This window comes from Victivallis sp. (assembly GCF_048170485.1).
GTDB lineage: Bacteria > Verrucomicrobiota > Lentisphaeria > Victivallales > Victivallaceae > Victivallis.
In genome coordinates this window covers 1-19,089 of the sequence record NZ_DBEXAY010000127.1, presented here as the reverse complement: position 1 = coordinate 19,089, position 19,089 = coordinate 1, and the positions used below count along the sequence as shown (strand labels likewise).

Genomic DNA, 19,089 nt, shown 5'->3' with positions numbered 1-19,089 from the left:
TTGTGCGGAGGATTTTTTTTGCCCTCTACTTCAGTTCGCCGCGGGCGCGCATCCGGCGGTAGCGACAGGTGAGGACAAGATCGGTGCCGACCATCAGGGCGTTGAGAATGTAGAGGGCGATCACCCAGTCCGGATTGGAAATTTTGTAGATGATTCCGGAGAGATAACCGATCTCGACCAGCCAGAGGAAGATGATGCTCTTCCCCACCGGATTTTTCACTTTGATCGTTTTCCAGATGGAAGCCGGCCAGCTCGCACCGAAACAGACCATCATGATCGCCTCAAAAATATCCATTTTCTCGTTTGCCTTTCCCGATTTCGATGACAATCGAATTAATATACTTTGCCGGAAAGGCTTTTCAAGCGGTCCGTTCGGGAGAAAGGCACGGGAATCAACCGGATTTCGGCGCGGCATTCTCCGGAACAGCAGAAAACCCAGCTCATTGCTGCTTCCGCTTCATCGCCTCCCGCTCGGCGCGGCGGCGCTGGAAATCTTCGCGGGACATGCCGAGGAACGAGTAGATGACAGGTTCGCGACCGGCGACGATCGCAAATTCCGCCGAGGAACCCAGTTTAAGCTTGCGGCCGCGGGGCTCGATGCGGATTTCCACCGGATATTTGGTGCCGGCAGTGGTGCTCTGCCCGGGTTCCGGCGTATCATACACCCGCTCCACCGTCCCCTCAAAACTGCCGAACTCCAGCCGGTTGAAGACGCCGCTGGAAATGCGCACCTTCTGCCCGGGGCGAACCTTGCGGACCACCCCTTCGTTGACGTAGGCCATTCCATGAATCTCCTTGCCGGAGGACATCTTCGCCGCCACCTTCCCCTTCTCCACATACATGGTGAATTTACAGGGAATGTTGACCAGACGGCCATCCGACGGCGCCACAATCCGGCAGTCGGCCAGATGGCGCTCCGCCAGTTTCAACGCCGCCCGGCGGCCATCGATCTTCGCCTGCACCAGCGCGACGTCGCGACGCGCCTTCTCGACATTCTTTTCGCCGAGTCCGGATTTCACCTTCTCATAATTTTCCCGCGCGCGGGCGACCTCCGCCAGCGTTTTGATGTTTTCGATTTCCGTGTCTTCGAACTCCTTCTGCGAAATGGCGTTGGTCTCGCGAAGCTTCTGCAGCCGTTTCAGCCGCGCCCCGGTGCGCTTGGCCCGCTCTTCACTTTCCCGCAGGTTGGTCTCCGCATACCAGAGCTCTTTCGGCAGAGGATTGCTCTCCAGCGCGGCAAGTTCCGCCGCCTTGACATCGCGCTCGGCCTCGTATTCGCGAATTGCCGACTCGATTGCGACATACTCCTCCTCGTACTGCATGGGATCGACCTCGGCGATCACATCCCCCTCTTTCACATCGTCCCCCTCCTCGAAATTGAGCCGGATCACCCTGCCGTCCACATGGCTGATCACATCGAACGGCAGTTCGGAGACAATGCGGCCATCCGCATAGATCACATCCTCGATCTCCACGACGAAGAGCGCCACAACTCCGCAAATCACCAGAAAGACCAGAAAAAATCCAGTCACCGCGAAGATATGCATCGTCCAGCGGAATCCCGATTTGTGCACCGGAGCGGTCATGCCTTCCCTCCTTTCGAAGCCATCCCGAACCGGCCGGCCTCGTAGTTGGGGGAGTCATGCTCTTTCTGCTCCTTGAGCTGCATCGCATAGAGACTGCGGTACGGCCCATCCTGAAGCAGCAGCTGTTCATGCCGCCCCATCTGAGCAATCCGGCCGTCTTTGAGCACCACAATGCAGTCGGCGTTGCGTACGGTCGAAAGCCGGTGCGCGATGATGATCGTCGTGCGGTTCTCCATCAGTTTGTCCAGCGCCTGCTGCACCACCGCCTCCGAGATCGTATCCAGCGCGCTGGTCGCCTCGTCGAGGAGCAGCACCGCCGGATTGTGAAGCACGGTCCGGGCGATGGCAATCCGCTGCTTCTGCCCGCCGGAGAGGGAGACGCCGTTCTCGCCGACCTCGGTGCGGAACCCGTTGGGCAGCTCGCGGATGAATTCGTAGGCATTGGCCATCTTCGCGGCCTCCACCACCTCTTCAAAGCTGGCGCCCGGTCTGCCGTAGCGGATGTTTTCCTCAATGGTACCGCTGAAGAGGAAGGATTCCTGCAACACAATGCCGATGTGACGGCGCAATGATTCGGTCGAAAGATCGCGAATGTCGATTCCGTCGAGCAGAATCCGCCCCCGGCTGACGTCGAAAAAGCGCATCAGCAGACTCGCCACCGTCGACTTCCCCGAGCCGGAGGGACCGACCAGCGCCACCTTCCGCCCCGGTTCAATATCCAGCGAAAAGGAGTCCAGCACCGGCCGGTTCGCGGCGTACTGGAAGCCCACCCGGTCGAACACGACGTAACCATCCGCGTGGTGGAGATGGACGCTGTGCTCCCGCTCCTTGATTTCCGGGACTGCATCCATCAGATTCAGCAGACGTTCCGCACTGACGCCGCCCTCGCTGATCGCCGGGGCAAAATTGGTCAGAGCCGCCACCGGCCCGAAGAACATCTGCATGTAGGTGTAGAACGCCACCAGTTCCCCCACCGACATCTCCCCTTCGGAAACCATGTAACCGCCGAATCCGAGCACAGCCACCAGACTGTAGACCATCAGCTGGTCCATCACGATCGACAATGAAATGCTCCGCATCGAAAGGTTGAGCGACATATCGAAGGTCGGCTTGAGCTTCTCCATGAAATTCCGGTTTTCCGTACGCTCCTTGCCGAACGACTTCACCACCTTGATGCCGTTGATCACCTCGGCGAGGTTGGCGGACACCTCCGACATGTGTTCGCGCAACATCATCGAACGGCGCCGCAGCGAGCGCCGGAAGCTGGAGAAGACGAAATAGACCACCGGCAGCATCACCACGCAGATCAGCGACAGCTTCGGACTGAGCACGATCAACATGATGCTGATGAAAACCAGCGAGAAGAGGTTGGACGCCATTCCGACGATCACCGTGGAAATCATCGCCTGCAGCGCCGCCACGTCGGTCAGAATGTTCGAGATGAGTTTCCCGGTCCGGTACTCCTGATAGAAGCGCAGCGAAAGGCTCTGCAGATGCTTGAAAAGCTGGACGCGCAGGTCGAACAGCATCCGCTGCACCGGATAGTTGGTGAAGTAGTTGCTCGCGTAAAAGAAGAACGCCCGCACCCAGTAGAGCAGAATCACCCCGCCGAGGAGCACGAAAAGCAGACTGTGATCCGCTCCGCCGAGCGCCTTGTCGATGATGACCTTGAGAACCAGCGGCATCAGCAGCCCGAGCCCGGTGCTGCACATGTGGAAAATGATGCTTACCCCCAGCAATCCCCGGTACGGCCGGACAAACCGGTACAGCTCTCTGAATCGCTCCATAAATTGACCTGAAATGGGTTCCTATGGGTTCCGCAGCTGTTCTGTTTCCCTGATGACCTTGCCGATTGCCTTTCTTATAGCATACCTCTATCCGCAAAAATTTCAACGGGCACTTGCAATATTTTCTCTTTTTTTCACCGGATCGGCGGCGGAAAGCGGCGGACAGTCCGGCCAAAACAGACGCCCCGCGCCCGGAAAATCACTCCCGGAACCAGAAGGGAGAGCTCCAGCAGCAGCCCTGACGGTCAAACAGATTGAATCCGGCGGCGGTCATCCCGCGCGGAATCTCCGCCCGGAGCAGATCCCCCTGACGTTCCGGCACGATGGTATTCCAGCGTCGGTCGCTCCAATACCCTTCGGCCCGGGTGCTGTTGAATTCGACCGCCCTCACTTCGCCCGCGGAATGCAACCGGGTCACCAGGTACTTTCCCTCCCGCCACGGAGCCGAAAGCTCCGGAAGCGCCCGGCCGGTGAGCGACGCATTGGCGAAGTCAAAAATCGTCTCCTCCTTCCAGGAATCCGTATGGTTGTGCGGGTAAGCCACCTTGACCGAAAGCCGTTTCCGCGGATCGGGAACCGCGTCGAAGGAGCGTTCCAGTGCATCCGGCGGGAAGGCAAAATCGTTCGTTCCGGAGAAAAAGAGCACCGGCAGCCGGGCGCCGGCCAGGTAACGCACCGGGTCCCAGAGCGAAAACCAGCGCTCGCGCAATTCCGGCGTTGCATCCGGGTGCTCGTAGTTCAGCTGAGAAGAGAATTCATTGAACGCCCCGCAGCCGTAGACTGAAATGGCGAAACGGAACCGCTCATCCACCCCCGCCGCAATGCAGGTGAGGAAGCCGCCCCAGGAGATGCCGGTCACGCCGATCCGTTCCGGGTCGACTCCCGGCCGGGACCGGAGAAACGAATGGGCCGAAACCACTGCGGAAATCGCCTGGAAGGGCCACTGCTCTTCCGGCGGCAGTTCCGCCTGTTCCATCCGTCCCCATCCGGCCGGACCGGCATGTTCATGCGAGGGCCACCGCTGACAGTAGCCCGTCAGCTCCCGGCACGGCACATGGCCGCAGGTATCCATCGCAATCGCCGCATAGCCGCGCCGGTTCCACAGCTCCACCCAGTCGGCGAACGCGGTTCCTCCGCCGCCGTGCACCAGCACGATGCCGGGAACCGGATTTTCGGGTGAGGCTCCCGCCGGCAAACTCCACCAGGCGAAGAAGCGGGTCGGCCTGCCGTGGTAAGGCACCCCCTCCAGAAAACACGCGTGAACCCCGGAATATTGAAACGTTTCCGCCGGGTAAACTGCCGGAACACGGTACCAATCGCGCACATTGCAAAACGGTGTATTCGCCAGATCCATCCTTCTCTCCTGTCTTTTCCGTCAATATATCTTCCCCGGGAAAAAGAGTCAATATCTTTTGTGACAATATCCTGTTTTTTGTGATAAAATCCATAGAAAAACCGTCGAGCTTCCGGTATAGTGAGGACAATGCAGAAATTTTTGAACAATCCAACCATGGGATGAAGAACGATGAACTCATTTGCCTGCCGGAAAACCTATCTGCCGGTCCGCCGGATTGTCTGGAGCTCCAACTGCGATGGAAGCCGCTTTCTCAACAAGGAGCAGTGCCAGTGTTCATTTCACTGCGACCACGACACCCTGCTTCCGGCCGGGAGCGCCCTGCTGCTGGATTTCGGAACCGAACTTGCCGGCGGCGCCGCCATCGTCACCCGCACCGGCGGGCGCTGTCGCCTGCGGTTCGGCGAATCCGCGTCCGAGGCGATGGGCAGTCCGGATCAGACCCACGCCATCCACGACACCGAACTGCTGCTGCCCGCGTTCGGAACGTTCGAATACGGTACGACCGGATTCCGCTTCCTGCGAATCGACGCGATTGAAGAGCTCAAACTGCAGAACATTCTCGCAATTTCCCTGGAATATTCCGTCGACGAGTGCGGCTCCTTCGAGTGCAGTGATCCGCGGCTCAACCAGATCTGGGAGACCGCCCGGCGCACCGTCCGGCTCTGCATGGGGAACTACCTCTTCGACGGCGTCAAACGCGACCGGCTGGTCTGGATGGGCGACCTCTATCCGGAACTCAAGAGCGTGATCGCCGCGTACGGATGCCACGAAATTCTCCCCCGCAGTCTCGACTTCGTCCGCGACGACACCCCCCTGCCCGCGACGATGAACAACATCACCAGCTATTCGCTCTGGTGGATCATCTGTCAGAGCGAATATTTTCGCGCCTCGGGCAATCTCGAATATCTCCGGGAACAGCAGAGCTACCTGCGCGGCCTGGCGGAACAATTCACCTCCTACATCGACTCAACCGGCGCAGAACAGCTGCCGCCGCGCCGGTTCCTCGACTGGCCGAGCAATGACGACGCCGTCGCAATGCACGCCGGGCTGCAGGGACTGATGGCGTTCGCCTTCCGCCGGGGAGCGGAACTCGCCGCCGCCCTCGACGACAGACAGCTTCTGGAACTCTGCCGCAGTAACGTCGCCCGGCTCGCCGGCCACCGTCCCGCCTGCGAAGAGAACAAGACCGCCGCCGCGTTGCAGATCCTCGGCGGCATCGCCGACCGGAGCGAAACTCTCCTCGCCTCGCCCGGGAAGAACATCAGCACCTTCGGCGGCGCCTTTGTGCTCGACGCCATGGCCGAACTGGGACACATCCCGGAGGGTCTTCAGCTGATCCGCACTTACTGGGGCGCGATGATCGACCGCGGCGCAACCACCTTCTGGGAGGATTTCAACCTCGACTGGCTGGAGAACTCCGGCCGCATCGACGAACTCACTCCTCCCGGAATGCGCGACCTTCATGCGGACTACGGAAACTACTGCTACAAGGGGCTGCGTCACAGCCTCTGCCACGGCTGGGCTTCCGCACCCTGTTTCTGGTTGAGCGAGACGCTCTCCGGAATCCGGTTCACCCGGCCGGGACGCAGCGAACTGACCGCCTCCCCCCGGCTCGCCGGGCTGGAATGGATGCGCATCGGCGTGCCGACTCCCCGTGGAACGATCCTGGTGGAACAGGAAGCGGGCAAGGCGCCGGAAATCACCCTTCCGGAAGGGGTCCGTCTTGCGCCGCAGGAGGCCGGAAGCTGAAACCTTTCCTGCGAAAAAAGGTTGCATTTCTCCCCCCGGTGATGTATATTAATCTGTTACCGGTATGGAACAAATCAACTCATCGGGGTAAGAAATCATGTTGCTGTTTCTTCTGGGGCTGGCGATTCTGATCGTCGGGTATTGCACGTACGGGAAATTCATCGAAAACATCCTGGAGCCGGACGATCGCCCCACTCCGGCGAAAACCCGCGCCGACGGCGTCGATTACGTCGAACTGCCCCACTGGAAGAACATGCTCATCCAGCTGCTCAACATCGCCGGCGTCGGCCCGGTGATCGGCGTCATCCTCGGGATCAAATTCGGAGTGATCGCCTTCGTCATCATCCCGATCGGCAACATCATCGGCGGCGCGGTCCACGACTTCACCGCCGGAATGATGTCGCTGCGCCACGACGGCGCCAACCTGCCCGCCCTCATCCGGATGACCACCGGGAAGACCTTCTATTTCATCTTCTCGCTCTTCATGATCTTCCTGCTTCTGCTGGTGGTCGCGGTCTTCATCAACATTCCGGCCCGGCTGATCGACGGATTCTGGCCCTCGGACGCGCTCTTCTGGACCGCGGTTCTCTGCATTTTCCTCTACTACATCGCCGCGACCCTCTTCCCGGTGGACAAGATCATCGGCTCGGTCTATCCGCTTTTCGGCGCGATGCTGATTCTCGGCACGCTGGCGATCTTCGGCGTGCTGATGTACGAAGCGATCGGCAACCCCGCCCTGCTGGAGGAGAGCGCCGCCTTCAAGGCCGCGATGTTCACGCCGGAGAACAACATGCCGATTCTGCCGATGCTCTTCGTGACCATCGCCTGCGGCATTCTTTCCGGCTTCCACGCCACGCAGTCGCCGATCATTGCACGCACCATGAAGCATGAGAAGCAGGCACGGTCGAGCTTCTACGGCATGATGGTGGTCGAAGGGGTCATCGGCATGATCTGGGCCGCCGCCGGACTGGCGATCTACAACCTCTTCCCGCAGATGATGGCGGAGAATCCGACCAACGTCCTCACGGAGATCACCACCCACTTCCTCGGGCGCGGCGTCGGAGCGATCACCGTCATCAGCGTCATCATCCTCGCCATCACCTCGGGGGATACCGCCATGCGCAGCATGCGGCTCAGCCTGGCGGAGATCGTCGGCGTCGATCAGAAGTCAATCCGCAACCGCATCATTCTCTGCCTGCCGCTGATCGCCATCGTCTCCGGACTGCTCTGGTGGTCGAACCAGAGCGCCAAGACCTTCAACCAGCTCTGGAACTACTTCGCCTGGGGGAATCAGGTGCTCGCCTCCTGCACGCTGACCGCGGTCACCGTCTGGCTGGTCTCGCGCCGGAAACCGGGCTGGGTCACCGCGGTGCCCGGGGCGTTCATGACCTTCATTGTGGCAACCTACATCCTCTGGATCAGTCCGGAACACGGCGGTCCGGTCGGCTTCGGGCTGAACCTCGACTGCGCCTATTTAGTGGGCGGATTCCTCGCTCTCATGAGCGTGATCTGGGCCTACCGCCACGGCACGGAGCTCACCGGGGCATTCGACGTGCCGCCGGTGAAACTGCCGGAGACCAAGGCGGACGAAGAAAAATCCGCATCCCGGAATTGATTTTTCCGTTTCCGGCGGTATAGTACGGAAACTTTCTCCGCTGCGCGGCTGGCGAAATTGGCAAACGCACAGGATTTAGGTTCCTGCGCCGCAAGGCTTGCGGGTTCGATTCCCGCGCCGCGCACCAGTTCACTTTATCTCTCCCGGCCCGGACTCCCCTTTTTCCGCAAGTCGAAGTTTTGCAGCATGAGAGGCGCGGTCGGTCGGCATCTCTGTCGGCGGGAAACTTCCTCCGCTGCCGGAAAGCGGATTCGCCTTCGACCCGGCGCACGCGTTCGAGGAGTTCGACCTCTCGCTGATCCACGACGGGAAATTCCGCGACCAGGTTGCGGATACACTGAAACGCGAATACAACATGTCGCTCGGCGACAATTTCAAGGCGTTTTTCCGGCGGGAGGATCAGGAGGAACAGGAAGATTCCGAGGAGGCCCCCGTCTTTGACGCGAAGTTCCCGAGCGTCGCCCGGAACGAAATGCGGAAAATCCTTCCGGGGGTCATCATCGACCTTGCCGGGGTGAAGAAGGCGGAACCGGTCAACCGGCTGAACCGCTGTCTCTGCAAAGTCAAGCAGGAAACCGGACTGGAGGGGCTGAAAGCCGTGATGGTGGATTCCTCGATGAAACTTTCAACCCCCGGCTCCTACTCGGCGGAAACGGGCATTCTCCGGCTCAACCCGGTCCACATAAATGATCCGGGGATCTGGAAAAAATTCAAGGTCGGCAGACACGGGGAGTATGAAGAGCTGCTCTCGAACATTTACGCGGGGAAGGAGGTCGAGTCGGTCGCACTGCATGAACTTTACCACTCGGTTTCCGAACGCATCATCGCAAAACCGGGCGGGAAGGCGAAGCAAAAGATGCTCGTTGATTGTCTTGCGCGGGCAAAACGGGAAGGCTTTTCCATTTCCGATCACGGGATGAAAAATGAGCATGAGTTTTTCGCCGAACTGAAAACCGGCAAGGAACTTGCAAATCGCTCCTATCCGGATTATATTGAAGAAACGTTAAAGGAGTTCCTGCTATGATATTGATGACCCGGGTTCCGGAGGAATACATCGCCGGTACAACATCGTTGTTGATTGATGATGCTGGTGGCGGGTATTATGTGGATGTGGTCAAAAAGGACGCTCCGGCCGATTTTATCGCAGAGATGAAAGAGTATGACGTTCTCTGGAGAAAGGAACATCATAATCAGCCCTATTTTATCTTCCCCGACGATCCGGAGTATGAGAAATACTTCGCGCTGATCGAATAAACGAGTAACCAATCCGGGCGCTGAACAGCCCGCCGGTGCACACCCGACAGATTCAAAATCTGCCGGGTGCGCTTTTTTGCGCCCTCGCGACCGGGCGGCTATCCTCAACTCACCAGGGGGGACTTATGATTATCGGCTCCATCACCAACGCTCTCGCGTCGGCCCGTCTCCGGGTGCTGATGCTGCGGCTCCTCGGGGAGCTGCGGACTCAACGGGGTAACCCCGCTCCGGGTCACCTCAATTGTGATGGACAACGTCACCGCTTTCAACGACCTCGAAATGATCGCCCCCCGGGCGAGGCCGGCGGGCAACCCCAAACGCCCGGAACGGGTAAAGCGGAGGAGGTCAAAGATCTCTTCCGGGGCGAGGGAAAGAAATGGAAAATCTCACATCCGGGACTTGAGCTTTTCCGCAAGCGGGTGTATATTCTTAGATTAACTTTATTATGAGGATTTTGAAATGGGTTCGCTTTATTTGAATGATGATCTGAGCGCCCTGGATTTCGTGCGGCAGGACTATCTGCGCGAACTCCAGCTGGAACGGCTTCGCAAAGTGGTTCAACATTCTTACGACCATGTCGAACTCTTCCGCCGCCGGATGGAAGAGCGCAAACTCGTCCCCGGCGACGTCCGCACTCTCGCCGATATCGCCAAACTTCCCTTCATGGTCAAGGCGGACCTGCGCGACACCTATCCCTTCGGACTGTTCGCGGTTCCAATGTCCGAAGTGGTCCGGCTCCACGCCTCCAGCGGCACGACCGGCAAGCCGATCGTCGTCGGCTACACCCGTTCCGACCTCGAAGTCTGGATGGAGGTGGTCAAGCGCGCCATGGCCAGTTGCGGACTCAACCGCACCGACGTCATTCAGGTCTCCTACGGCTACGGCCTTTTTACCGGCGGACTCGGCGCTCACTACGGAGCGGAGGCGCTCGGCGCGACGGTGGTTCCGACCTCCGGCGGCAACACGAAGCGGCAGATCATGCTCATGCGCGACTTCGGCACCACCGCCATCTGCTGCACCCCCTCCTACTTCAATTTCATGATCGAACAGGCCGCCGCCGAAGGGATCGATATGCGCAAGCTCCCGATCAAGGCGGGGCTTTTCGGCGCGGAACCGTGGACCGAAGAAATGCGCAAGCGGATTGAAGCGGCCTCCGGCATCAAAGCCTACGACATCTACGGCCTCTCCGAAATCATCGGCCCCGGCGTCGGCATCGAGTGCCGCTGCCAGAAGGGCATGCACATCTTCGAAGACCATTTCTATCCGGAGATCATCAATCCGGAAACCGGCGAGGTTCTCCCGGACGGGGAATTCGGCGAACTGGTGCTCACGACGCTGACCAAGGTGGCCATGCCGATGATCCGCTACCGCACCCGCGACCTCACCCGGATCATCGCCGAGCCGTGCGAATGCGGCCGCACCCTGCGCCGGATCGAGCGGATCAGCTCCCGCAGCGACGATATGTTCATCATCCGCGGCGTCAACGTCTTCCCGTCGCAGATTGAAACGGCGCTCCTCTCGGTCGAAGGGACGATGCCCCACTACAACATTATCCTCTATACCGAAAACGGCCTCGACAACATCGAAGTGGACGTCGAGATCAACGAGGAGCTCTTCTCCGACAAGGTGCGTTCGATGGAGGAGCTGCAGCATCGCCTGACCGCGGCAGTCGAAGGACTGATCGGCATCCGCGTCCGCGTCAAGCTCGTGGCGCCCAACACCATTCAGCGGAGCGAAGGCAAGGCGCGCCGGGTCATCGACCACCGCGAACGCTGAAGTTTCCCCGTGCCGGGAAGAGCGGGGCACCTCTCCCCCTTCCCGACGCCGTAAGAAACAACGGGACCGTTTTCCTGTTTCCGGAAAACGGTCCCGATCTGTTTTTGCAAAAGTTCCGCGGTGAAATCCGCTTATTCCGCCTCGGTCTCCTGCTGATGTTTCGCAATCACTTCGGCGGCGACGTTGGCCGGCACCTGCTCGTAGCGGACAAAGCGCATCTCAAACGAGCCGCGCCCCTGGGTCATGCTGCGCAGTTCCGTGGCGTACTTGTGCATTTCCGCCAGCGGGACCTCCGCCTGAACCACCTCCATACCCTCATCCATATCCATGCCGAGGATGCGGCCGCGTTTGTGATTGAGGTCGCCGGTAATGTCGCCGGTGTAGGCGTGTGGGATATGCACCTCCACCCGCATCACCGGTTCGAGCAGAACCGGCTTCGCCTGGTTCATCGCCTCGCGGAAAGCCATCCGGGCCGCGATCTTGAACGCCATTTCGTTGGAGTCGACCGGGTGATACTTGCCGTCGTAAACCGCAACCCGGACCCCTTCGACGCGACAGCCGACCAGCGGACCGCGATCCATCATCTCGGCGACCCCCTTCTCCACCGCGGGGATGAAGTTCTTGGGAATGGTTCCGCCGACCACTTCATTGACGAACTCATATTCCGGAGCGGGCGAAATCCGCAGATACACCTCCGCGAACTGCCCGGCGCCGCCGGTCTGCTTCTTATGCCGGTAATGCCCCTCGCCGTTGGCGGTAATCGTTTCGCGGTAGGGAATCTTCGGCGTCGAAAGAACCGCCTCGACCTTGAACTGATCCTTGAGCCGCTTGGAGACGATCGCGAGCTGCTGGTCGCCCATGCCGGAGAGAAGCAGTTCATGGGTTTCGTCGTTGCGGCCGAGCCGGACCGTCGGAATGCATTCGATGATCTTGTGAAGTCCGGCGGTGATCTTTTCATCCTCGCCCGACTTGGCGGCGGAAACCGCGTAGGACATGACCGGTTCGGGGAAGACAATTCCCGGCAGGACATGTTCCCCCTGACTGTTCGAAACCGTATCGCCGATGTGGGTGTCCTTGAGCTTGGCGATTGCAAAAATCGAACCGGGCCCGGCCTCCGCCGTATTGACCTGGCTCTTGCCGTTCATGAAGAAGAGCGTGCCGAACCGCTCCTTGACGCCCGGCCGGGAGAGGTTGAAAATATCGGAGTCCGGCCGGAAGATGCCGGAGACCGTGCGCACAAAGGTGAGCTGCCCGACGAACGGGTCGTTGACGCTCTTGAACACGATGCCGATCGCATCGGTATCGTCGGCGATTTTACGCTTGGCGCCGTCGACGGTCACGTAGTTGAGCGGGGTCGGGAACAGTTCGATGATCGCATCCATGAGTTCCGTAATGCCGATGTCCTTGACCGAACTCCCGGCGAAAACCGGAATGGTGCGTCCGCTCTTGATCGACTTGCGCAGCCCGGTGCGGATCTCCTCGTCGGAGAGTTCCTCCCCGTCAAGATAGCGCATCATGAGATCGTCGTCGGTTTCCGCGATGGCGTCGAGCCAGAGTGCGCGGCATTCGGCGACATCATCGGCGATTTCCGACGGAATTTCCTTGTCGAAGAGCACGTTGACCACCCGGGAGAAATTCGCCCCCTCCCCTACCGGCCAGTAGAGCGGAATGATGACGTTCTTGCCGTGGTTCTTGCGCATCTCCTCGAGCGTGCCGCGGAAGTCGGCGCGCTCCTTGTCGAGCCGGTTGACCAGACCGAAACGGGGAATGCCGCGCTGTTTGGACATCTTCCACGCCCGCGCAGTGCCGACCTGCGGACCGTCGATGGCGTCGAGCACCACCAGTGCGGCGTCGGCGGCACGCACCGCGGCGGCATACTGCCCGATGAACTCCCCGTATCCGGGGGTGTCGACGAAGAAGAACCGGTTCCCCTTCCAGGTGCAGTTCAAACAGGTCGAGTAGATGCTTGAGCGTCGTTCCTGCTCTTCCGCCATGAAGTCGGAAACGGTGGTTCCGGCATCGATGCTTCCGGCACGCGGAATGACCCCGCCCTTGACGAGCATGAGTTCGCACAAAGTGCTCTTTCCACTGCCGGAATGGCCTGCAATGACGAAATTTCTGCACTCGGTTGCTTTGGTCATAAGATCTCCCTTCCAGGTTGAACGTTGTTCTTTGACGTGGTAACGAAACATCCTCGATTTCCGACGGAAATGACAAACAGGAGAGAGGCGGCACGGAACCGCCCGGCACGGCGCTTGCGCCGGCTCCGAATTTGAAACAGCTCCGCGCAAAATCCGGGTGAATCCGCTCGATGGGGTTACTAATAGCAGATGATTTTTAAAATTGCAAGCCCGGAAATGAAGTTTTTTTCACCTTTGCCGCAAAAACGGGATTCACTTCCTTCTCAAAAAATGTTACATGTTTCACATTTTATTCCGTTTTTTCTCTTTGCAAACCGGATTTTGTTCTTCTATGTTAAAGAAAACGAAAGGAACTACCGATGAAAGACAACAACCTCTTTGCCGGGTTCCGCCGCGGCATGGGAATCGGCGGCTGGCTGACCAACTACAAACGGTTCAACGTCCTCCCGGAAGCGTGGCGGCGCCCCATCACCGTCGGCGATCTGGAACACTTCGAATGCTACATCACCGAAGAGGACATCCGGAGAATCGCTTCGTGGGGGATGGATCACGTCCGCCTCGGATTCGATCAGATCGTGCTCGAATCCGCCCCGGGAGTCTGGCGCGAGCCGGTCTTCCGGAAGATCGACGAATTTCTCGGCTGGTGCCGCAAGTACCGCCTCAACGCCGTGTTGAATCTGCATAAGGCGATCGGCAACTACTGCGACATCGCCGAACCGGTCTCCCTGCTGGAAGACGCCGCACTGCAGGAGCGTTTCATCGCCCTCTGGCGGGAGATTGAGCGGCGCTGGCACCGGGCGGATTCCGTCGCCTTCGAACTGCTCAACGAAGTGCGCGACGTTCCGCCGGAGCAGTGGAACCATCTCGCGCACCGGACCATCGAAGCAATCCGCCGTGTCAACCCGGAACGGCGGATCATCGTCGGAAGCATCTGCTGGAACAGCCCGGAAGCGCTCGCATTCCTGCCGCAATTCGACGACCCGGCAGTCGCCTGCACCTTCCACTGCTACGAACCGTTTGAGTTCACCCACCAGCAGGGGGTGCTTCAGCCGGGACCACTCTACTACAACCGCAAGATGCGCTATCCGGATGACGCCGCCCCCTACCGGGAATACCGGGAACTGGTCGAAGGGAACTCCTCCCGGTACGACAAGTTTGACCGGATCGACCGCGCCTATCTGGAACATCTGCTGGAACCGGCGTTCGATTTTCAGCGGAAACGGCCGGAAACAACCCTCTGGTGCGGCGAATTCGGCACCATCCGCCACTGCCGCCTGGAATACCGGGAAAACTGGATGGCCGACTTGATCGGCCTGCTGGAGGAACACGGCATCCCCTGGTGCGCCTGGAACTACCTGAGCACGCCGAACGACGGCAACCGGTTCAGCCTGGTTGACGACGACAGCCGGGAACTCCTCTCCCCCCGGCTGAAAGAGATTCTTCAGGGCAAAACCACCCGGAGCTGACGTATGGAACGCAGAACCGGAAGTCTCAACGTCAATTTCCACGAAATCGCCCGGGAGCTGGGCGTGAGCGCCATGACGGTCTACCGGGTGGTCAATCTCGATCCGGCCGTCAAGCGGGAGACCCGCGAACGGGTCACCGACGCGCTCAACCGCTGCGGGTTCTTCACCCACCGGCGCGGGAAACGCTTCAAAGTGCTCTTCGACTTCATCGATCACCCCTATCTTTCGCACTATGGCGAAAAACTGCTGACCAACATCCAGAAACTGGGGTTTCACTGCTGCCGGACCAGCCACCGCACCGCCCGGACCGACTTCCTCGACACGGCGGCGGTCAGCGACGTCGCCGTATTCCTCTCGGTGCCGGACAACGCCATCATCGACGAGGCGCGACGGGTCAATCCGGATCTCTACACCGTGACGCTCTCGACCCGGAGCAACGCCGACGTGACCCTCTCGCCGGACAACACCCGCGGCGGAGAACTCGCGGCCCGGCACCTCTTCCGTCACCGCCACCGCCACATCGCCATCCACCTCGCCGAACGCCATCCGACCCGCCTGGAGCGGTGCAAAGCGTTCTGCGGCGAAATGCGCTTCCTCGACCCGGAGTGCCGGCTCGACTTCATCCATGAGCGCAAGACGGAGCAGACCACGCCGCTGCTGCGCCACTATTTCGACACCGTGGACAAACTCCCCGACAGCATCCTCTTCCTCGCCGGAGAGTTCGCCGACACCTACCGGCGCGAACTGCTCGAACCGGAACCGGAACGCTATGGCCGGATCGGGGTGCTCACCTTCGACCATCCGCAGGACCAGCGATTCGCCCATCTGGACTACAACTTCGACTGCATCGGCTTCCGCTCCCAGAACCTGCTGGAATGGGCCGAATACTACATCACCAACCGGCCGATGATGAAGAAGCGCAGTCCGATTCACACGTCGATCGAAGTGCGGCTGGTGGAAAACGGCTCCATCCGGATGAAATCATGAACGAACGACGGAAATCGGAATGGAAAGCGATCCTCTCCTCCTGCTGCGGCTTCACCGGAGAGGTTGCGCTCACCGACAGCGCGGTGATCCTGCTCTTCGCCGCCGGGCTCGGCGCCGGCGATGAGCTGGCCATGCTCACCACCTCCCTGCTGCCGCTCTTCAACGGACTGCTGCTGATTCCGATGGCGGCGCTGGCGGTGCGCTGCGGCGGCCGGAGGCTGCTCAACCTCGCCTGCTTCTCCGCCGGATGCTGTTACTTCGCCGCCGTCGCCGCCCCCTGGTTCGGCAGAGCCGCGATGCCGGTGCTGATTGGAGCGATCGCGGCGACCGCGTTCTGCCTCACCGGATTCATCGCCACCTGGTTTCCTCTGCTGGAGAGCTTCCTGCCGCCGCGCCGCCGCGCCGCGTTCCTGAGCCGGATGCGGTTCTGCCATCAGCTCAGCGGGGTGATCTTTCTCTGTCTCGCGGCGGCAGCGGCCGGGAAAAATCCTTCGATCGGCCGTCTGCAGCTGATCCTTTTCCTTTCGGGCATTCTCTTCTGCGGTAGGCTCTTCTGGATCCGGCGGATTCCGGACTATCCGGTCCCGGTGCGGGAGGTGCCGGAGATTGCCGCCGGGTTGAAACACTCCCTCGCCAACCGTCCGCTGCGGAACTTCTCGCTCTATCTCTTCGGGCTGAACCTCTTCGGCTACGCGACGGTTCCGGCGGCACTGCTCTACCTGAAAACCGTCCTGAATGTGGAAGACAACATCCTCATCCTCTTTTCCGCGGCGAGCCTCGCCGGGATGCTGACCGGATACCGGGCGATGCCGTTCCTGCTCCGGCGAATTTCCTCCCCCCGGCTGCTGCTGCTTCTCCACCTCGGCTACGCGGCGGCGGCGCTGCTCCTCTTCGCCATCCGTTCCGAAACCTGTGCCGAACTCCTCCTCGCCGGGGGAGCCCTCGCGCTGCACAGCTTCGCCACAGCGGCGATTTCGGTGATCGCCTCGGCGGAGATGATGAATCTGGCCCGGCCGGGAAACAAAACCATGACGATGGCCTTCAGCGGCGCCCTCTTCTACGGCGGCTACGGGCTGTCGCGGGTCATCGGCGCCTTTCTGCTCGGGGCGAACTTCTTCACCGGCGAAAACTTCCCCCGCTTCTTCCTCGCCGGCGCCATCGCACTGCTGGGAATCCTTCCCTTCCATTACCGGGGGACTTGACGCGCGACAGATCCGGAGATATCTTATCTCCATGCGTTGTTCTGCCATGCCAAAACGATTCCGGATTCCGGCGGTGAAACCGATCTGCATCGCCGGGGCGGTTCTGTGTACGCTGTTCACCGGCTGTTCCCCTTCGCCGGTAACGATCACCCCCCGCCCGGCGGAAACCGGAGCGCCGCGAAAGAGTTTCACCGTCGTAAGTTACAACATTCAGGCGCGCCCGCTGCTCGACGACTGCACCTGGAAAAATCCGCAGATCGGGGAACGGCTCCGCCCCTTCGATCTGATCGGACTCCAGGAAAGTTTCTGCGGCTACCGGCAGCTGTTCGAGCAGAACAGCCTGCACAGCGGCGTCCGCTTCGCCCGCCGCCGCCACCTGCTCAAACCGGTGAACTCCGGGCTGACGGTGCTTTCGCGTTTTCCGGTCCTCGAAGCGAAAGCGGAGTATTTCAACGCCGAAGGGTCGCTGGAGAACCGGGCCGCCTCCAAGGGGCTCCTTTTGGCAAGAATCGAACTGAACCGGCAGAAACTCGACCTCTACACCACCCACCTCGCGGCGGGAACTCCGGAGGTTTCCGGAGAGGCGCGGCGGAGCCAGCTGAAACAGTTCGCCATGTTCATCCGGCGCAATTCGCCGCCGGACCATGCGGTCATCGCCTGCGGGGATTTCAACCTCCAGCCCGCCTCGCCGGAACTCGCGGCGTTTCAGGAGGAAGCAGGTCTGCGCAGTTCCACGCTGGAGCTGGGCTTCAGCGGCTGGCCGCCGATCGACCACATCTTCTACCGCCCCAGCGCAGCACTGCCGCTCCGGCCGGTTCTCCGCAAACTGCTCAAGCAGGAGTTCACCGTGGAGAAACGCGGCCCCCTGAGCGACCACGCGCCGCTGCTGGTGGAGTTCCGCCTCGACGCCCCGGCGAATCCGGAAGCCCTTCAACCCTGACCGGGACCGCCGGCGAAACGCCTCTGCTCCGGGGTCCCGTTCCGTCTTCCGTTGCCCGAAACATTTCCCAGCGGCCTGCGACAGCAGTCAATTCCTCCCCGCTGTCTCCATCACAATGGCTGCTCCCGTAATTTTCCCCCATGTCTGCAATGCGACCGGGACTGTTTCTCAGTGGAAATGAGGGAACAATCCGTATTTTTTCACCTCTTTGCCGATTCCGGTCCGGTGACACTTCTCCTCACATTTCTTCGCCTTGACCACGCGGTCCACCCGGAATGTGCGCCGCTCGCCGCGCAGCAGGCAGAAGGCCGCCAGATACCAGTGGCCGTCCCGCCAGACCAGCGCTTCAGGAATCACCCGCCGCCGGGAGAGTTCGTAACTCTCCTTGATGTAGGTCAGTTTCAAAAGACGTTTTTTCATCATGCTTTTGACAATAGGCCTGTAGATTTCCAGAGGAATCTCCTTGGGACAGGGAGGGAATTCCTTCCCGGGCAGATAACAGATTTCCAGCAATCCCATTTTTTCACCACCTTCACACAATATTCCAAACGAACGTGACCGTATCGCTGTTTTTCACCTCTTCCGGATCGATCGAGATGCCCTTTTCACTGCAGGAGCCGAAAATGATCCCTTCGCAATCATTCTCATAATTCGTCCGGGAGAAGATCGACAGCTCTCCCCAGTTGTAATCGATCGTAACAAGTTCCCCCAGAGTGACACCGCTTGCCGCGCATAAAATTTCCGCTTTGCGTCGGGCATTCTGCGCCGCATCCCGAAGCAGAGCTTCACAGATCGCATCGCGGTCGGCCACCCGGAACTTCACCTTGATTTTCGGATGCGAATCGCACTTCGCCAGCGCCGCCAGCACCCGGGTCAGCCGTTCGCAATCCAGCGGGAACTCCAGCTTCAGCCCATGGCTGCAGCACCACACATCGAAGAGGTCATGCCAGGTTCCGGAGGAATCCTTGCAGCTTTTGTACACCGCCTCAATCCGGAAATCCGTGGTCTTCAGAGCGTCGTCGGCAAACTGACAGCCGGCGATGGCCCGGCGCAGAGTTTCCAGCTCCTTTGTCGCCAGTTTCATGCATTTGCCGTATTCCGCGTGGCGCGAATCCAGGTCCATGGTGAGAACAACGGTATCGGGTTTGCTGCTGACGGTTCCGGTGCCTTTCACGGTGATGATTCTGCTCATGATATCCTCCTGTGTTTCCGGTTTGATTTTTTTCTTT

The 19,089-nt window shown here is 60.1% G+C and carries 16 protein-coding genes and 1 tRNA gene; 10 read left to right on the top strand and 7 right to left on the bottom strand.

Going from position 1 to position 19,089, the window contains the following annotated elements:
- Nucleotides 1-25: 25 nt before the first annotated feature.
- The 4 genes from ACMLHG_RS06740 to ACMLHG_RS06725 form a co-directional block, all read right to left on the bottom strand.
- Nucleotides 26-295 (bottom strand): hypothetical protein, encoded by a 270-nt coding sequence (locus tag ACMLHG_RS06740; RefSeq protein WP_417169997.1) that lies wholly within the window; start codon nucleotides 293-295, stop codon nucleotides 26-28.
- 145 nt (nucleotides 296-440) lie between these two features.
- Complete coding sequence (locus ACMLHG_RS06735; RefSeq protein ID WP_294435061.1) at nucleotides 441-1,586, bottom strand: HlyD family secretion protein; 1,146 nt, start codon at nucleotides 1,584-1,586, stop codon at nucleotides 441-443.
- Nucleotides 1,583-3,373, bottom strand: a complete 1,791-nt coding sequence (locus ACMLHG_RS06730) for an ABC transporter ATP-binding protein (protein ID WP_417169996.1) — start codon at nucleotides 3,371-3,373, stop codon at nucleotides 1,583-1,585. Before ACMLHG_RS06730 ends, ACMLHG_RS06735 begins: the two co-directional genes overlap by 4 nt.
- 199 nt (nucleotides 3,374-3,572) lie before the next feature.
- Nucleotides 3,573-4,727 carry an alpha/beta hydrolase family protein gene (locus tag ACMLHG_RS06725; protein ID WP_295806464.1) on the bottom strand — a complete coding sequence of 385 codons (1,155 nt, stop codon included), beginning with the start codon at nucleotides 4,725-4,727 and terminating at the stop codon, nucleotides 3,573-3,575.
- 171 nt (nucleotides 4,728-4,898) lie between these two features.
- Here ACMLHG_RS06725 and ACMLHG_RS06720 point away from each other — a divergent pair, with 171 nt between their 5' ends.
- The 6 genes from ACMLHG_RS06720 to ACMLHG_RS06695 all read left to right on the top strand — a co-directional run bounded on the left by ACMLHG_RS06720 (nucleotide 4,899) and on the right by ACMLHG_RS06695 (nucleotide 11,124).
- Nucleotides 4,899-6,479, top strand: a complete 1,581-nt coding sequence (locus ACMLHG_RS06720; RefSeq protein WP_417169995.1) for an alpha-L-rhamnosidase — start codon at nucleotides 4,899-4,901, stop codon at nucleotides 6,477-6,479.
- 97 nt (nucleotides 6,480-6,576) lie between these two features.
- On the top strand, nucleotides 6,577-8,094 hold the full coding sequence (locus ACMLHG_RS06715; RefSeq protein WP_417169994.1) for a carbon starvation protein A: 1,518 nt from the start codon (nucleotides 6,577-6,579) through the stop codon (nucleotides 8,092-8,094).
- 42 nt (nucleotides 8,095-8,136) lie between these two features.
- Nucleotides 8,137-8,221, top strand: a tRNA-Leu gene (locus ACMLHG_RS06710).
- Nucleotides 8,222-8,449: 228 nt separating this feature from the next.
- The gene (locus ACMLHG_RS06705) at nucleotides 8,450-9,118 is read left to right on the top strand and encodes a hypothetical protein (protein ID WP_417169993.1); all 669 of its coding nucleotides are present in this window, start codon (nucleotides 8,450-8,452) and stop codon (nucleotides 9,116-9,118) included.
- A complete protein-coding gene (locus ACMLHG_RS06700) occupies nucleotides 9,115-9,348 on the top strand; it encodes a hypothetical protein (RefSeq protein WP_295806456.1) in 234 nt (77 codons plus the stop codon). The genes ACMLHG_RS06705 and ACMLHG_RS06700 overlap by 4 nt, the downstream gene beginning before the upstream one ends.
- 459 nt (nucleotides 9,349-9,807) lie before the next feature.
- Nucleotides 9,808-11,124 carry a phenylacetate--CoA ligase family protein gene (locus ACMLHG_RS06695; protein WP_294435074.1) on the top strand — a complete coding sequence of 439 codons (1,317 nt, stop codon included), beginning with the start codon at nucleotides 9,808-9,810 and terminating at the stop codon, nucleotides 11,122-11,124.
- Nucleotides 11,125-11,255: 131 nt separating this feature from the next.
- On the opposite strand, the gene fusA is transcribed toward ACMLHG_RS06695, so the two are convergent.
- Nucleotides 11,256-13,265, bottom strand: coding sequence for an elongation factor G (gene fusA / locus ACMLHG_RS06690; protein WP_417169992.1), 2,010 nt, complete (start codon nucleotides 13,263-13,265; stop codon nucleotides 11,256-11,258).
- Between the two features lie 359 nt (nucleotides 13,266-13,624).
- Here fusA and ACMLHG_RS06685 point away from each other — a divergent pair, with 359 nt between their 5' ends.
- From ACMLHG_RS06685 to ACMLHG_RS06670, 4 genes are read left to right on the top strand one after another with little or no spacing between them, the layout of a single operon-like run.
- Nucleotides 13,625-14,731: a glycoside hydrolase family 5 protein gene (locus ACMLHG_RS06685; protein ID WP_417169991.1), complete on the top strand. Its 1,107-nt coding sequence runs from the start codon at nucleotides 13,625-13,627 to the stop codon at nucleotides 14,729-14,731.
- A gap of 3 nt (nucleotides 14,732-14,734) precedes the next feature.
- The gene (locus tag ACMLHG_RS06680; RefSeq protein ID WP_417169990.1) at nucleotides 14,735-15,718 is read left to right on the top strand and encodes a LacI family DNA-binding transcriptional regulator; all 984 of its coding nucleotides are present in this window, start codon (nucleotides 14,735-14,737) and stop codon (nucleotides 15,716-15,718) included.
- The gene (locus ACMLHG_RS06675; RefSeq protein ID WP_417169989.1) at nucleotides 15,715-16,920 is read left to right on the top strand and encodes an MFS transporter; all 1,206 of its coding nucleotides are present in this window, start codon (nucleotides 15,715-15,717) and stop codon (nucleotides 16,918-16,920) included. Before ACMLHG_RS06680 ends, ACMLHG_RS06675 begins: the two co-directional genes overlap by 4 nt.
- A gap of 31 nt (nucleotides 16,921-16,951) precedes the next feature.
- Nucleotides 16,952-17,860: an endonuclease/exonuclease/phosphatase family protein gene (locus tag ACMLHG_RS06670; protein ID WP_417169988.1), complete on the top strand. Its 909-nt coding sequence runs from the start codon at nucleotides 16,952-16,954 to the stop codon at nucleotides 17,858-17,860.
- Nucleotides 17,861-18,028: 168 nt separating this feature from the next.
- Here ACMLHG_RS06670 and ACMLHG_RS06665 read toward each other — a convergent pair whose 3' ends face one another.
- On the bottom strand, nucleotides 18,029-18,379 hold the full coding sequence (locus tag ACMLHG_RS06665) for a helix-turn-helix transcriptional regulator (protein WP_294435087.1): 351 nt from the start codon (nucleotides 18,377-18,379) through the stop codon (nucleotides 18,029-18,031).
- A gap of 13 nt (nucleotides 18,380-18,392) precedes the next feature.
- Nucleotides 18,393-19,052, bottom strand: a complete 660-nt coding sequence (locus ACMLHG_RS06660) for an SIMPL domain-containing protein (protein WP_294435088.1) — start codon at nucleotides 19,050-19,052, stop codon at nucleotides 18,393-18,395.
- Nucleotides 19,053-19,089: the final 37 nt, after the last annotated feature.